The organism is Aquincola agrisoli, assembly GCF_036621135.1.
Classification (GTDB): Bacteria; Pseudomonadota; Gammaproteobacteria; order Burkholderiales; family Burkholderiaceae_C; genus Aquincola; species Aquincola agrisoli.
In genome coordinates this window covers 167,127-182,824 of sequence record NZ_JAZIBG010000024.1, presented here as the reverse complement: position 1 = coordinate 182,824, position 15,698 = coordinate 167,127, and the positions used below count along the sequence as shown (strand labels likewise).

Below are 15,698 nucleotides of genomic sequence, written 5' to 3'. Positions count from 1 at the left end.
GGTAAAAGACTTGAGTTGCCCGAAGCTGCATCAAGCGAAGCGATCGAAGTGATCGAGCCGCACCGCCGCTGCGGCGCCGGCCCCGTGCCTCCCGCTCAAGGGGGAGGCTGCGGCGGCCGGGAAGCACAGCCGCGGAGGTATCCTCGCCCGCCTGTGCCGCCCACCGGCCGAAAGGAACGCATGACCCCGCCTTTCCCCCGACGTTCGCGCTGGCCCTGGATGCCCTTGCTGGCCTGCCTGGCCACACCGGCCTGGGCACAGACCCCTTCCTCTCCACCGGCGCCGGCGGACGCCTCGGCCTCCGCCCCCGCCGCGGCCCGGGTGCGCGTCGCAGGCTTCAAGGTGGATGGCAACACGCTGCTGCCGCCGGGGCGCATCGATGCCGCGCTGGCCCCCTTCACCGGCGAGCGCACCGCCGCCGAGCTGAACCAGGCCGCTGCCGCCGTGCAGGCGCTGTATGCGCAGGCCGGGTACGGCGGGGTGGTGGCCTTCCTGCCTCCCCAGTCGTCCACCGACGGCACGGTGGCCATCACGGTGGTCGAGGGCAAGTTGGCGCGGGTGCAGGTGGACGGCGCGCGGCAGTTCAGCGCGGGCAACGTGCGCGCCGCGCTGCCCGCGCTGGTGCCGGGTCGCACGCCCCGCCTGCCCGAGATCGACACGCAGATCCAGATGTCGAACGAGAACCCCGCCAAGCAGGTGCAGGTGCTGCTGCAGCCCGGCGCGGGCCCGGGCGAGACGGACGCCCGCATCGCGGTGACCGAGGAGCCGGTGCAGCGCTGGACGGCCACGCTCGACAACCGCGGCAACGACAGCACCGGCCGCCTGCGCGCGAGCCTGGGCTGGCAGCACGCCAACATCGGCGGCCGCGACGACGTGCTGTCGCTGCTGGCGCAGACGGCGCCCGACGAGCCCGACGCGGTCAAGGTGCTCAGCGGCAGCTACCGCCTGCCGCTGTATGCGCAGCAGCTGTTCCTCGACGCGTACGCGGCGTGGTCCGATGTGGACGGCGGCACCACCAGCACCGTGGTCGGCGACCTGAGCTTCGCCGGCCGCGGCCGGCTGGCCGGCGTGCGCGCCACGCGCCTGCTGCCGCGCTGGGGCGAGGCCGACCAGCGCGTCGCGCTGGGCCTCGACTACCGTGCCTACCTCAACAGCTGCGAGATCGCCGGCCTGCCGCCCGGTGCCTGCGGGCCGGCGGGCGAAAGCATCTCGGTGCAGCCGATCTCGCTGGAGTACACGCTGCGCCGCCTCGGCGGCACGGTGCCGGTGGGCATCGTGATCGGCCTGCACCACAACCTGCAGGTCGGCGGCGGGCGCTCGGACGACGACCGCTTCGAGGCGGTGCGCGAAGGCGCCAAGCCGCGCTACACGCTGCTGCGCGGCTCGCTCTTCGCGGCCGCCTCGCCGGCCGAGGGCTGGGACCTGCAGTTCCAGGCCAACGGCCAGTTCACCGGCGACGCGCTGGTGCCGGGCGAGCAGTTCGGCGTCGGCGGCGCGGGCTCGGTGCGCGGCTACCAGGAGCGTGAACTCGCCGGTGACCGCGGCGTGCAGGCCTCGGTCGAATGGATCGGCCCGCAACTGCTGGCCGGCAACGAACGCACGCTGCGCGCCCTCGTCTTCGCCGACGCCGGCTGGGTCGGCAACCGCCGCGGCACGCCCTGCCTCGGCCAGAAGGACGAATGCACGCTGGGCTCCCTCGGCCTGGGCCTGCGCGGCTCGGCCGGGCGGCTGCAGGCCCACCTCTACGTCGCGCAGGCGCTCAAGACCGCGCTGCGCACCGACCGCAACGACATCCGCGCCCACGTCGGCGTGAGCTACAGCTTCTGAAGCTGCAGCCTGCCGCCCCCGGAGACACGCCATGCGATCCAGATTCCCCACCCGCCCCCACCCGCTCGCCGCCGCGCTCGCGATGTGCCTGGCCGGGCCCGCCGTCCAGGCGCAGACCCTGCCCAGCGGCCTGCAGACGGTCAACGGCAAGGCCACGGTGACCACCGCCGGCTCGCAGATGACCGTGACCAACACGGCCAACGCGATCCTCAACTGGCGCTCGTTCTCGATCGGCGCCGACGCGTCGGTGCACTTCCAGCAGCCGGGCACGACGAGCCAGGTGCTCAACCGCGTGACGGGCAACGACCCGTCGAGCATCCTCGGCAGCCTGACGAGCAACGGCAAGGTCTGGCTGCTGAACCCGCACGGCGTGCTGTTCGGTGCCGGCGCGCGGGTCGACGTGGCAAGCATGGTCGTCTCGACGCTGAACCTCAACGACGCCGACTTCCTCGCCGGCCGCTACCGCTTCGGCCTCGAAAGCGGCCTCGCGGGCGAGGGGCGCATCGTCAACCAGGGCGAGCTGCGCACCGCGTCGGGCGGCCGCGTGGCGCTGCTGGCCTCGGCCGGCGTCGCCAACGAAGGGCTGATCCAGGCGGACGGCGGCCAGGTGATGCTGGCGGCGGGCCGGCAGATCGAACTCGTCGACACGCACGCGCCGAACCTGGCGCTGCGCGTCACCGCGCCGCAGGGCGAGGCGCTGAACCTCGGCCGCATCATCGCCCCCTCGGGCCGCATCGACGTGCAGGCCGCCATCGTCAACCAGCAGGGTGTGCTGCGCGCCGATGCACTGGCCGCCGGCCCGGCGGGCGAGATCGTGCTGCAGGCGGCCGACGGCCTGACGCTGGCGGCCGGCAGCCGCACCAGCGCCTCCGGCGGCACGGGCGGGCAGCTCACGCTGGACGCCGGCCGCACTGGCACCGCGCTGGTGGCGGGCACCGCCGAGGCCACGGGCACCGAAGGCGCCGGCGGCCGCGTCAAGCTGCTGGGGCGCCACGTGGGCGTGCTCGACGGCGGCGTGCTCGACGCCTCGGGCGCCGCGGGCGGCGGCCAGGTGCTGGTGGGGGGCGGGCCGCAGGGGCGCGACGCCTCGGTGCCCAACGCCGAAGCGGCCTACATCGCGCCGGGCGCGCGGCTGTCGGCAGATGCCACCGGCCGCGGCGACGGTGGCCGCGTGATCGTCTGGTCCGACCTCGCCACCCGCGCCTACGGACGCTTCAGCGCCCGCAGCGGCGCACTGGGCGGCGATGGCGGCCTGGTCGAGACCTCGGGCGGCTGGCTCGACGCGCGGCCGGCCGCGGTGTCGGTGCAGGCCGCCGCCGGCGGGCGGGCGGGCACCTGGCTGATCGACCCGTTCGACATCACGATCAGCGACAGCGCGAGCGACATCGGCGTGGGCACCGGCCCGGTCTTCGAGAGCACGGGCGCGAGCGCCACCCTGTCGACCGCCAGCATCGAGACCGCGCTGCAGCAGGGCAACAGCGTCACCATCACCACCGGCGCCGGCGGTGCGCAGGCCGGCGACATCACGTTGCAGAGCGGCTCGTCGATCGATGTCTCGCTCAGCGCACCGGTGACGCTCACGCTCAGCGCGCACCGCGACATCGTGATCAGCGGCGGCATCAACGCCACCGGCGCGGCGCTGGACATGAACTTCAACGCCGCGCAGGCCGGCTCGGGCAGCGTGCAGTTCCTTGGCGCTTCGCTGTCCACCGCCGGCAGCATCACGGCCACCGGCTCGACCTCGCTGGCCGACCCGCAGGGCTCGTACGGCGTCTATGCGTCGGGCGGCCAGATCGCGGCCCGCGCGATCCAGCTCAACGGCACCTCCGTGGGCGGCACCAACCAGGCCGGGGTCTTCCTCGCCAGCACGCGGCTCGTCGCGACGGAATCGCTGCAGATCACCGGGACGGCGCAAGGCACCACCAACGCGGGCTCGCCGAGCCTGCCCACCGAGCGCGTGGCCGGCGTGCGCATCCTCAACTCGCGGCTGGAGGTCCAGCCCTCGAGCCCCAACACCGGCGCGGTGATGCGCATCACCGGCACCGCCACGATGCGCGGCGCGGCCTCCGGCAGCCCGATCCCGGAGGTGGCCGGCGTCTACGTCAGCACCGATTCGTTCGGCCAGCTGCTGGCGGCCAACGGCGCCGCGCTGGACATCGCGGGCACCGTCACCTCGGCGGACGTCGCCTACTCCGTGCTGCTGAACGGCAGCGACTACGGCGGCGACCTGGTCAACGCCGACACCGGCAGCGCCGTCACCGTGCGCGGCACGGGCAGCGGCGGCGGATCGCACCGCGTCGAACTGAACGGGGCCTCGCTGCTCGCGCCGGCAGGCGGCACGCTCAGCATCGAGTCGAACGGCGACCTCCTGCTGACCAACAACACGCTCGGCAGCTTCTCGGGCTCGACCACGCTCGGCGGCGTGCCGGCCAGCGTGGTGCTGCAGGCGGGCGGCTCCGTCATCATGACCGGCGACACCCGCCTGGCGCTGGACGACAGCAGCGCGGCAGTGCGCATCGAGTCGCTCAACGGCGCCGTCACGCTGGCCGACACGTCGATCCGCACCGGCGGTGCCGTGCAACTGCTGGGGAGCGTGGTGAGCCTGGGCGACGGCGTCACCGTGTCGAGCACGGCCACCGGGGATGCCATCGTGGTGGCGGGCAGCGGCGGGGGCAACCTGACCGGCTTCCTCCACCTCTCCGAAGGCCCGGCGCTGGAGGTCTCGGACGGTGGCCGCTGGCTGGTCTACGCCACCACGCCCGACAGCAGCGTCTTCAACAGCGGCACGCTGGACCATGCCTTCCGGCAGTACAACGCCACCCGGGGCGCGGGCACCGTGCTGGGCAGCGGCAACGGCCTGCTGTTCTCGCAGGCGGCGTCGCTCTCCTTCACCGGCACCCCCACCAAGACCTACGACGGCTCGACCGGCATCGGCCTGTCGGCGGCCAACCTCGGCGTCACCGGCGCGCTGAGCGGCGACGTGGTGCAGGTCGCCACCGGCAGCGGCAACTTCGCCGACGCCCATGCGGGCACCGGCAAGGCCATCACCTTCGACCCCGCGCTGATCACCGTGACCGGCAGCGACGAGCGGCCGGTCTACGGCTACACGCTGGGGCCGCTCACGGGCACCGTCACGCCGCGGCTGATCTCGGCCTCGGCGGTCACGGCGGCCAACAAGGTGTACGACGGCAACAACCTCGCCGCCGTGACGCTGGCCGGCGCCGCCGGCCTGGTGGAGGGCGAGACGCTGAACTACGTGCTCGACGGCCGGTTCAACGACGCCAACGCCGCCACCGGCAAGCTGGTGACGGTGGGCATCACGCTGGCCGACGGCACGGCCGGCGCGGGCACCGTGGCCGGACGCGCCAGCGACTACCAGCTCAGCACCCCCACGGCCACCGCGCGTGCCGACATCACGCCGCGCCCGCTGTCGCTCACCGCCGCCGTCGCCAGCAAGCTCTACGACGGCAGCACGGGCGCGAGCGTCACGCTTGGCGGGCTGGACGGCTTGGTCGCCGGGGAGCAGCTCACGTTCACCACCCGTGCCAGCTTCGGCGACGCCAACGCCGGCAACGGCAAGTCGGTGCTCGTCGGCGTGACGGCCGCCAACGGCGCGGGCGGGCTGGCCAGCAACTACGCCGTGCCCGCGTCGCTGGTGGCGTCCGGCGACATCCTCCAGCGCACGCTGACCTACACCGCCGACGCGCTCACCCTGCCCGCCGGCAGCGCGCTGCCGGCGCTCACCGGCAGCGTCAGCGGCTTCATCGAGGGCGAGAACCTTGGCAACGCGACGTCCGGCACGCTGCGCTTCACGACCCCGGCCACCACGGCCTCGCCGGCAGGCAGCTACGCGATCGACGGCGGCGGGCTCGTCGCGGCCAACTACCGCTTCGAGCAGGCCGAGGGCAACGCCGTCGCGCTGACGCTGACCCCGTCGCAGCCCCCGCAGGACGCGGCCACGCCCGCGCAGCAGGCCACGCCGGCCGAGCTGGCGCGCACCCTGTCGCTGCTGGCGCCGCTGAGCAACCTCACGATGCCGCTGCAGGACCGGGCGCTCGATGCCACCCAGGCGCTCGCCACCGGCGGCGGGCTGCGTTTCCGCAGCGTGCCGGTCGGCTCGATGTCGCAGGACGAACTGGCCGCGCTGCTGGCCTCGCGCGACCGGCTCAAGCAGGCGATCTTCGCGGATGCACTGGCGCAGCTGGCGGCCGACCCGCAGGCGGCCGACGTGAAGCCCTGCGAGACCCCGGAACAGGCTGCCAGCGGCACCTGCATGATCACCGAGTCGCAGCGCGACATGCTGCGCAATGCGCGGGCGGGCAGCCTGACGGTGGCCGACGCCCCGGCCCCGGCCGCGTCCCCCGCGCCGCCGGCGGCGCCCGCACCGGCCCAGGCGCCCGCGGTCGCACCGCCGCCCGCGCCCGTGCCGCCTCCCACGAACGCGGTGGCGGCGCCCCAGGCCCCGCTGTTCCCGGCCCGGGCTTCGGTGCGCACGGCGGCGCTGCCGCAGATCCAGCGCAAGCTCGCGGTGCTGATCGGCACCGACCGCTACCAGGACACCCGCATCCCGCAGCTCGACAACGCGGTATCCGACGCACGCGCCGTGGCGCGCATGCTCGAGACCGCGCTCGGCTACGAGACGCTGGTGATCGAGGACGGCCGCAAGGACACCGTGCTGCGCACGCTGAACCGCCTGGCGGTGGAAGCCGGACCGAACGACTCCATCGTCATCTACTACGCCGGCCACGGCGCGGTGGTGCAGGGCACCGGCGAGGGCTACTGGCAGCCCAGCGACGCCGACGCGACGAAGCCGCAGACCTGGATCTCCAACGCCGACATCGGCCGCGCCGTCGAGCGGCTGGGCGCGACCCAGGTGGCGCTGATCTCCGACAGCTGCTATTCGGGCTCGCTGGTGTCCGATGCGCGCATCCGCGCGGCCACCAGCGCGCTGGACCCGGCGCAGGTGCTGTCGCGGCGCACCGCGGTGGTCATGTCCTCGGGCGGCAACGAGCCGGTGTTCGACGCCGGCAAGGACGGGCACTCGACCTTCGCCTGGAACCTGATGCGCACGCTGCAGCAGGTGCCCACCTGGCAGCCGGGCGGCAACGTCTTCGAGCGCGTGCGCTTCGCGGTCGCGCGCGAGCTGCCGCAGCGCCCGCAGTACGGCGCGTTCTCGAACAGCGGCTACGCGGCCGGGGCCGACTACCTGTTCGAGAAGCGCGACATCGCGCGCTGATCAGCGGTTGGTGACGATGGTGACGCGCCGGTTCTCCGGCGCGTCGGGCCGCTGCGGATCGGCCAGTTCGGTCGAGCCCTTGCCCTGCGGCGCGAGCCGCTCGGGCAGCACGCCGCGCTGGTTGACAAGGTAGTCGACCACGGCCTGCGCACGGGCCTGCGACAGCGTCATGTTGTGATCGGCCTGGCCGCGCGGGTCGGCGTGGCCCTCGACGCGGAAGCCGAAACCGGCGAGCTTGTCGGACTGCAGCGCCTTGGCCACCGTGTCCAGCGCGGCCTTGGTGTCGGCCGTCAGTTCGGCCGAGTTGGTCGGGAAGGTGATCAGCAGCGAGGCCTTGCCCGGCCCGGCCGGCTTGCTGCCCGCCGGCCGCACGGCAGGGCGGAAGCCGCGTGTCTTCGCATCGGCGGGCGGCTCGGGCGCGTCGATCGCCAGCGCGTCGACCAGGGCGGATTCGGTCACGTCGCCGCTGCGCAGCATCGGCTCCGCGGGGGTGGCCTGTGCCGACGCCAGGCCCGTCGCGCCCGCCAGGGCGAGGCCGCTCAACAGGTGGAAAGTGCGGTGCTTCATGGGGTCCTCTGCTTGTGCACGGGCGCCGCGGGGCGGCCGCCTTCTCGTCCTAGTTTAGGGCGGGCCCAGCCCTTCGGTTCCGCCCCGCCATCCCGCAGAAAAATGCCACCTTGACTGGAAATAGTTTCATTTTTGTCATATAAATCATCTTAACCCCCTCAAATTGGGGGCGCCGCATGCCAAGGAGCCCCGATGGATACGTGCCTGCCGCAAACGGTCTCTGCCCTGGCGCCGCGCTGCGCCGCCGCGCTGCTGGCCGCAGCCATTGCGTGCCTGCCGGCACCGGTGCAGACGCAGACGCTGCGCTGGGCGGCCCGGGCGGACGCGGAGAGCATGGATCCGCACACCTTGGCCGAAACGCAGACGATGGGCATGGCGATGCTGGTGCACGACGCACTGGTCGAGCGCGACCGCCAACTCGCCATCGTGCCCGCCCTGGCCGTGCGCTGGCAGGCGCTGACGCCCACGCGCTGGCGTTTCGAGCTGCGGCGCGGCGTGCGCTTCCACGACGGCACTCCGCTCACGGCCGACGACGTGGTGTTCTCGGTGCTGCGGGCGCAGCAGCCGACCTCGCAGCTCAGCTTCTACGCGCAGCCGCTCGGCACCCCCGTGAAGCTGGATGACCACACCGTCGAGCTGCGGCAGGCGCAGGTGAACCCGCTGCTGCTGCAGCACCTGGCCCAGGTGGCGATCATGAGCCGCAGCTGGACCGAGGCCCACCGTGCCGGCCGCGTGCCCGACTACCAGGCCCGCGAGGAGGCGCACACCACCCGCCACGCGATGGGCACCGGGCGCTTCGTGCTGAAGGAGCGCCAGCCGGGGCTGCGCACCGTGTACGAGCGCCATCCGGACTGGTGGGGCCAGGCCGCCGGCAACGTGCAGCGCATCGTGTTCACGCCGGTCGCCAACGACGCCACCCGCACGGCGGCGCTGGTCGCCGGCGACGTCGATTTCGTGAACGACCTGCCGGTGCAGGACGCCGAGCGCGTGCGCGGCACGCCGGGGCTGCAGGTCGTCGAGGCCCCGGAGAACCGGTTGATCCTCCTCGGCTTCAACCAGGGCGATGTCGGCCCGCAGCCCGGCGCGGCCGCGGCCGCCAACCCCTTCCGAGACCGCCGCGTGCGCGAGGCCTTCGCGCTCGCCATCGACACCGAGGTGCTGCGCACGACCGTGATGCGCGGCATGGCGGCGCCCACACGCTGCATGGCGGTGGCGGCCCCGGGGTGCATGGCGCCCGCCCTCGAAGCGCCCCGCCGCGCCGATCCCGGGCGCGCCCGGCAGCTCATGGCCGAGGCCGGCTACGCCCACGGCTTCGCGCTGGCGATGGACTGCCCGAACGATCGCTACCTGCGCGACCAGGCGCTGTGCCTGGCGCTGGTGGGGATGCTGTCGCGCATCGGCGTGCAGCTGCGCATCGACGCACGCCCCAAGTCCACCTGGCTGCCGCGCATCCAGTCCGGCCGCAGCAGCGCGTTCCTGTTCGGCTGGGCGGGTGCCTTCGCCGACGCGCAGCCGCTGCTCGACCCGGTGGTGCACAGCGCCGGCACCGTGCCCGGCAAGGGCGGCAGCAACTTCGCACGGGTGTCGGATCCGGTGGTGGACGACCTGATCGACGCGGCCGGCGCCGAGGCCGACCCGGCGCGCCGCGCCACACTGATCGGCGCCGCCCAGCAGCGCATCGCCGACGAAGCGCTGTACCTGCCCCTGCACCGCCAGACGCTGCTCTGGGCCGCCCGCGACGGCCTGGCGTTCACGACGACGCCCAACGGCGTGGTGCGTCCCGACTGGATGCACCTGCGATGAACACGACCACGGTCAACGACCTGCCCGCCCGGGCGGCGGGCGTGCCGCGCACGGGGCCGCCGGGCGCCACCGGCCGCCCGCTGGCCGCCGAGCAGCCGCGGCTGCAGGGCGACGCCGCCGCATGCATCCGCTACGCGCTGTCGCTGCTCGACACGCTGCAGGCGCTGCACCGCGCCGGCGTGCTGCACGGGCACCTGCATCCGGCCAGCCTGTTCATCGGCGACGACGGACTGGCCGTGCTCGGCGACCTCGCGGACGCCCAGCCGCTGCGCCACGCCCATGCCGAGGTCGAGACGGCGCGCCGGCCGCTGCGGATCAGCGCCTTCCACGCGCCCGAGCAGACGGGCCGCCTCGACGGCCCGCTCGACTACCGGGCCGACCTGTACGCGCTGGGCGCGGTGCTGTACTGGCTGCTGAGCGGCCGACCGCCCTTCGATGAGCGCCATGCGCTGCAGCTGCTGCACGCGGTGCTGGCCGTGACGCCGCCGGCGCTGGCCGAAGCCGGGGCACCGGTGCCGGCGGCGCTCTCGGCGGTGGTGGCGAAGCTGCTCGCCAAGCACCCCGACCAGCGCTACCAGTCCGCCCACCACCTGCGGGCCGACCTGCGGCACTGCCTGGCGGTCGCCGAAGGCGGCCCGGCCGCGGACGCCTTCCAGGCCGGCGCGCTCGACCGCCGCGTGCGGCCGATGCCGCCGTCCCGCCTGGTGGGGCGGGACGACGCGCTGGCCCGGCTCGAACAGGCGCTGTGCTTCGACGGGCCGCAGCGGCGCGTGGTCGCGGTGCACGGCGGGTCGGGCTGTGGCAAGTCGGCGCTGGTGGCGGCGCTGCTGCCGGCGGCGCAGGCGCGCGGCACGCTGGTGGCGCTGGGCAAGTACGACGAGTACCGGCGGCCGATTCCCTTCGAGGGGCTGGCGCAGGCGCTGGCCGACCTGGCCGCCTTCGCGCTGACGCTGCCGCCGCAGGAGCTGGCCGCCCTGCGCAGCGGCCTGGCGTCGGCGATCGGCCCGAACGCCGCCTTCCTGGCGCGCATGGCCCCGGGCTTCGCGGCGCTGCTGCCGCCCTGCCTGCCCGAGGCGTCCGACGACGTCAACGTGCTGGAGCGGATGAAGCGCTGCCTCAGCGCAGCAGTCACCGTGCTGCGGGAGCGCGGCGCTCGGCTGCTGCTCTTCGTCGACGACGTGCAGTGGGCCGACCGCGATTCGATCGCGCTGCTCGAGCACCTCGCCGAGGAGAGCTGGGGCACGCTGCTGCTCGTGCTGGCCTACCGCGACGACGAGGTGCCGCCAGGCAGCACGCTCGCCGCCGCGCTGGCGCGCATGCGCGCGGCCACGCCGGGCTGGTGCGAACTCGCGCTGGCCGGCCTGGCGGTGCCGGCCGTCGAGGCCCTGCTGGCCGACGTGCTCGACGCCGCCCCCGGCGAGACCGCGCCGCTCGCCCGCGCGCTGGCGGGGCGCACGCAAGGCAACGCCTTCCTGGTGCTCGAGTACCTGCGCCAGCTGTTCGAGGCCGGCCACCTGCACCGCGACCAGGCGACCTGGGCCTGGGACGGCATGGCGCTCGAGGCACTGCCCGCCGCGGCCGACAGCGGGCCCGGGCTGCTGCGCCGCCTGCCGCCCGCGCTGCAGCGGCTGGCGGGGGCCTGCGCCTGCCTGGGCGGCGAGTGGGACCTGCCGCTGCTCGCCGCCATGCTGGGCCAACCTCCCGAAGCTACGCAGCCTCTGGCACAGCAGCTGGTGCGGGCCGGACTGCTGGCGACCGCCGGCCCGATGGCGCATGCCCGCGGCCACACCGGCACGCCGCACTACCGCTTCGCCCACGATCGCCTGCACGAGGCAGCGCGGCAGCTGCTGGACGAGGCGGGCCGGAGGCGCTGGCACCGGCGCGCGGCCCGGGCCCTGCTGGCACGCCATCCTGCCGGCGCACCGGCGGCGGACTTCATCGCCGCCGGCCACCTGCTGGCGGCGCTGCCGGACCTCGCCAGCGACGCCGAGCGGCGCAGCGCAATGGCGCTGCTGGCGGCGACCTCACGCGCCGCGCTGGCCGGCGGCGCGCTGGAGCACGGGCTGCGTTTCATCGACGCGGCACGCCGCCTCGCCACGACACTGGCGGCCTGCGGGACGCTGCCGCTGCCCGACCGCGTGGTGCACTACAAGCTGCTGATCGGCCTCGGCCGCTTCGACGCCGCCGACGCGGTCTTTGGCGAGCTGCTCGCTGCGGCCACCGACAGCCCTGCCGCCGTCGCCGAGGCCATCGTGATCCAGATCCGCACGCTGGTCACCCGCGGCCTGGTCGATGCCGCCGTCGATGTGGCGCGGCACGGCGCGCAGGCCATCGGCTTCGCGCATCCCGCCCCGGCCGAACAGGCGCAGGCCGTGCAGGCCGAATTCGACGCCCTCGCCCGGCTGATCGCGGAGCGCGGCTGCGGCCACTTCGACACCCTGGCACCGCTGCAGGACGAGCGCCTCGCCGCCGCCGCCGCCATCCTCCACGCGTTCCCGTCGCGCGCTCAGTCGCGCCAGCCGCTGGTGCGCGACTGGTGCGTGCTGCGGGCGCTGCGCATCGGCTGGGAGCATGGCCGCTATCCGATGCTGCCGGTCGTGATGATCGACATCATCGGCGTGCTGATGGACCAGCAGGCGCAGGCCCTCGCGCGGGAACTGGCCGACACGGGCCTGCGCATGGCGCAGCAGGCGAGCACGCCCGAACTGCAGCACCGGCTGCACATGCGCCGGGCCTTCCTCTCCGGCTTCTGGTTCGAACCCCTGCCCCTCACGCTGGCGCATGCCGATCAGGCACGCCGCCTGGCCACCGACCTCGGCAACCGCGTCGACGCCTGCGGCTGCTGCACCGCCACCCTCGCGGTGCACCTGGAGCTGGCACGCCACCTCGACCTGGCCGTGGCCGAGATCGACCGCGAATTCGAGCTGGCCTGCCGCGTCGGCCACTACAGCGCGCTCGGGCTGATCCAGGTCTGCCGGCAGTTCGCACGTTGCCTGAGGGGCGAGACCGGCGGCCCCGGCCTGCTCGAAGGGCCCGGCTTCGACACCCGCGACTACGGGCCGCACACCCAGGGCAACCGCCTGGGCCGCGGCTACTGGCTGGTGTACCGCGGCGTGGCCAGCGCGCTGTTCGGCGACTGGCCCGCGGCGCTGGCTCGCAGCCGGGAAAGCCGCGAGCCGATGGACGTGCTGGGCCTCTACCCCGTGGTGCTGCAGCGGTGGATCCACGGCCTGGCGGTGTGCCAGGCGCTGCGCAGCGCGGCACCCGGCGAGGCGCCCGACGCCCTGCGGCGGGAGCTGGCGGACATCGACGCCTGGCTGCGTTCGCGCGCCGCGCACGTACCCGAGAACTTCGCGCACATGCTGCACCTGCTGGACGCGATGGCGGCCTGGGCCGAGGGCCGGCACGGCGCGGCGATGGCGTCTTTCCAGGCCGGCATCGACGCCTCGCTCGCGCAGGGCTACGCCTGGCACCACGCCATGGCCTGCGAGCTGGCGGGCGAGTTCTGCGCCTCGCAGCACTTCGGGCTCGCGGCGGACACCTACCTCAACGCCGCGGCCCAGGCCTTCGACGAATGGGGCGCCTGCGGCAAGGCGGCGCAGCTCCGCCGCGTGCACCCCGGCCTGCGCCCGCCGGCGCTGCCACCGCCCGGGCCGGGGCAGGAGCCGCCGCTGGCCGGCTGCGGCGTCGACCTGGCGACCGTCGCGCAGGTGAGCCGCCTGCTCGCCCACACCCGCGAACCGGCGGCGCTGCCGGGCGTGCTCTTCGACCTGCTGCGCCAGTACGCCGGGGCCGAACGCGGCGTGCTGTTCTGGCGGCAGGACGAGCAGTGGACGGCCCGCGCCGGCTTCACGCACGAGCGGCACTGGATCGACACGGGCGGCGCGGCACCCGAGCCTGTGCCCGAGGTGGCCGAGACGCCGCAGACCGTGCTGAACTACCTGTGCCACAGCCTGGAACCGCTGGTGCTGCCCGACGTGTCGCACCACGTGCGCTTCGGCCGCGACCCGGCGGTGCGGCGCCACGGCATCCGCTCGATCTTCGGCCTGCCGCTGCAGCACCGCGGCGAGACGGTGGGGCTGATCTACCTCGAGAACCGGCTCGCCGCGGTGGTCCTCGACGCCGGCCAGCTGCAGACGCTGGACCTCGTCGGCCTGCAGTTCGCGGTGGCCTACGACAACGCCTTGATGAACCACGGCCTGGAGCGCGAGGTGCAGCAGCGCACGCGCGAGCTGCGGCAGGAGAACGCCGAGCGCCGCCGCGCCGAACTGGCGGCCGAGGCGGCCAGCCGCGCCAAGAGCGAGTTCCTCGCGACCATGAGCCACGAGATCCGCACGCCCATCAACGCGATCATCGGCATGTGCTACCTCGCGCTGCGCAGCGGGCTGGACGCGCGGCCGCACGACTACGTGCGCAAGGCCGAACGCTCGGCGCAGGCGCTGCTGGGCATCATCAACGACATCCTCGACTTCTCGAAGATCGAGGCCGGCAAGCTCACGATCGAGCAGCGCCCCTTCGACCTCGCCGAAGTGTTCGAGAGCCTGGGCAACCTGCTGTCGCTGCGCGCGCAGGAGAAGGGCCTGGAGCTGCTGTTCGATCTGCCGGCCGGGCTGCCCGCCACCTTGGTGGGCGACCCGCTGCGGCTCGGCCAGGTGCTCGCCAACCTCGGCAGCAACGCGATCAAGTTCACCGAGCAGGGCGAGGTCGTGGTGCGCGTGGCCGAGGTCGACCGCAGCGCCGACGCGGTGCAGCTGCAGTTCTCGGTCGCCGACACCGGCATTGGCATGGCCACCGAGCAGCAGCAGCGGCTGTTCCTGCCCTTCGAGCAGGCGGACAGCTCCACCTCGCGGCGCTTCGGCGGCACGGGGCTCGGCCTGCCGATCAGCCGCAGCCTCGTGCAGCGCATGGGCGGCGACATCGCGCTGCACAGCAGGCCGGGGCAGGGCAGCCGGTTCGAGTTCCGCGTGCGGCTGGGCCGCCCGCCTCAGGCCGGCGCCGACGCCGACGCCGCGGCGCTGCAGCTGCTGCGGGGCCACCGGCTGCTGCTGGTGGAGCCGAACGCGGTGGCCCGCGGCCTGCTGTCCGGCATGGCGCGGTCGCTGGGCCTGCAGGTGCAGGAGGCCGCCGACGCAGCGCAGGCGCTTTCGGCTGCAGCCCAGGCGGCGGCGGCCGGCCAGGCCCCTGACTTCGTGCTGCTCGAGGCCCAGCTGCCCGACATGGACAGCATCGAGTGCGCGCGGCTGCTGGCCCGCCGCCATGGGCTGGGCCGGCTGCTGCTCAAGTCCCCCGCCTTCGGCCAGGAGGCCCTGGCGCAGCGGCTGCACCGCGCGCACATCGCCGGCTGCACGCTGCTGGCCAAGCCGCTGACGCCCGGCGCGTTGTTCGCCGCGGCGCTCGCCGCGCTCGGCCAGGGCGGCGAGCACGACGCCGCGGCCCACCCGCCGATGCCGGCGGCCGCGGCCGCCCATGCGCACCTGCGGGGCCTGCGGGTGCTGCTGGCCGAGGACAACGCAATCAACCAGGAGGTGGCCGTCGAGGTGCTGCGCGGCATCGGCCTGGAGGTGGTCGCCGTCGCCAACGGCCAGCAGGCGCTGGAGCGGCTGGCCCAGGAGCGCTTCGACGGCGTGCTGATGGACTGCCAGATGCCCGTGCTCGACGGCTATGCCGCCACGCGCCGGCTGCGCGCGGACCCTCGGTGGGCGGACCTGCCGGTGCTGGCGATGACCGCCGACGCGATGGCCGGCGACCGCGACAAGGCGCTGGCGGCGGGCATGAACGACCACATCGCCAAGCCGATCCAGGTCGACAGGATGTTCGCCACCCTGGCGCGCTGGCTGGCCCCCGCCACGGCGCAGGCGTCCCCCGCCCCGCCGCCGATGCCACCCTCGCCGCCGGCGCCGGTGCCGGCGGCCGCGGCGTTCGGCGCGGACCCGGGCTCGGTGCTCGCCGATCCACAGCTCTGCCGGCGCGTGCTCTCGGCCTTCGAGGCCGATTGCCGCGACCACGGCGCCCGCGTGCGGCAGTCGCTGCAGCAAGGCGACCGCCGGCAGGCCCTGCGGCTGCTGCACGACCTGCGCAGCACCGCGGGGCTGCTGGGCGCGCAGGCGCTGGTCCGCACCGCGCAGCGGCTGGAAATCGCCTGCCGGCAGGCCGGGGACGCCGAGGTGCCGGGCCCGCTGGTGGACGAGGTTGAGCAGCAGCTGCAGTCGCTGCTGTGCGAGGTGAGGCACTCGCTGCAGGCGGCGGCGTAGCGTGCGCGCCGCAC

Annotated in this window: 5 protein-coding genes; 4 read left to right on the top strand and 1 reads right to left on the bottom strand. The window is 74.5% G+C overall.

Going from position 1 to position 15,698, the window contains the following annotated elements:
* Positions 1 to 180 precede the first annotated feature (180 nt).
* Positions 181 to 1,827 (top strand): ShlB/FhaC/HecB family hemolysin secretion/activation protein, encoded by a 1,647-nt coding sequence (locus tag V4F39_RS10905; protein ID WP_332289397.1) that lies wholly within the window; start codon positions 181 to 183, stop codon positions 1,825 to 1,827.
* Positions 1,828 to 1,858: 31 nt separating this feature from the next.
* Positions 1,859 to 7,063, top strand: a complete 5,205-nt coding sequence (locus tag V4F39_RS10900) for a two-partner secretion domain-containing protein (RefSeq protein WP_332289396.1) — start codon at positions 1,859 to 1,861, stop codon at positions 7,061 to 7,063.
* Here V4F39_RS10900 and V4F39_RS10895 read toward each other — a convergent pair whose 3' ends face one another.
* Positions 7,064 to 7,630: an OmpA family protein gene (locus V4F39_RS10895; RefSeq protein WP_332289395.1), complete on the bottom strand. Its 567-nt coding sequence runs from the start codon at positions 7,628 to 7,630 to the stop codon at positions 7,064 to 7,066.
* A gap of 192 nt (positions 7,631 to 7,822) precedes the next feature.
* Between V4F39_RS10895 and V4F39_RS10890 the strand changes: the two genes are divergently transcribed.
* Together V4F39_RS10890 and V4F39_RS10885 are read left to right on the top strand one after the other, a co-directional pair.
* On the top strand, positions 7,823 to 9,433 hold the full coding sequence (locus V4F39_RS10890) for an ABC transporter substrate-binding protein (RefSeq protein ID WP_332289394.1): 1,611 nt from the start codon (positions 7,823 to 7,825) through the stop codon (positions 9,431 to 9,433).
* Entirely contained in the window at positions 9,430 to 15,684 is a 6,255-nt protein-coding gene (locus V4F39_RS10885; protein ID WP_332289393.1) for a response regulator, read from the top strand. The genes V4F39_RS10890 and V4F39_RS10885 overlap by 4 nt, the downstream gene beginning before the upstream one ends.
* The last annotated feature ends 14 nt before the right edge of the window (positions 15,685 to 15,698 follow it).

Excerpts from the sequence above, each read along its gene's own strand:
- V4F39_RS10905 (WP_332289397.1), top strand. The coding sequence starts at position 181 with ATGACCCCGCCTTTCCCCCGACGTTCGCGCTGGCCCTGGATGCCCTTG.
- V4F39_RS10900 (WP_332289396.1), top strand. The coding sequence starts at position 1,859 with ATGCGATCCAGATTCCCCACCCGCCCCCACCCGCTCGCCGCCGCGCTC.
- V4F39_RS10895 (WP_332289395.1), bottom strand. The coding sequence starts at position 7,630 with ATGAAGCACCGCACTTTCCACCTGTTGAGCGGCCTCGCCCTGGCGGGC.
- V4F39_RS10890 (WP_332289394.1), top strand. The coding sequence starts at position 7,823 with ATGGATACGTGCCTGCCGCAAACGGTCTCTGCCCTGGCGCCGCGCTGC.
- V4F39_RS10885 (WP_332289393.1), top strand. The coding sequence starts at position 9,430 with ATGAACACGACCACGGTCAACGACCTGCCCGCCCGGGCGGCGGGCGTG.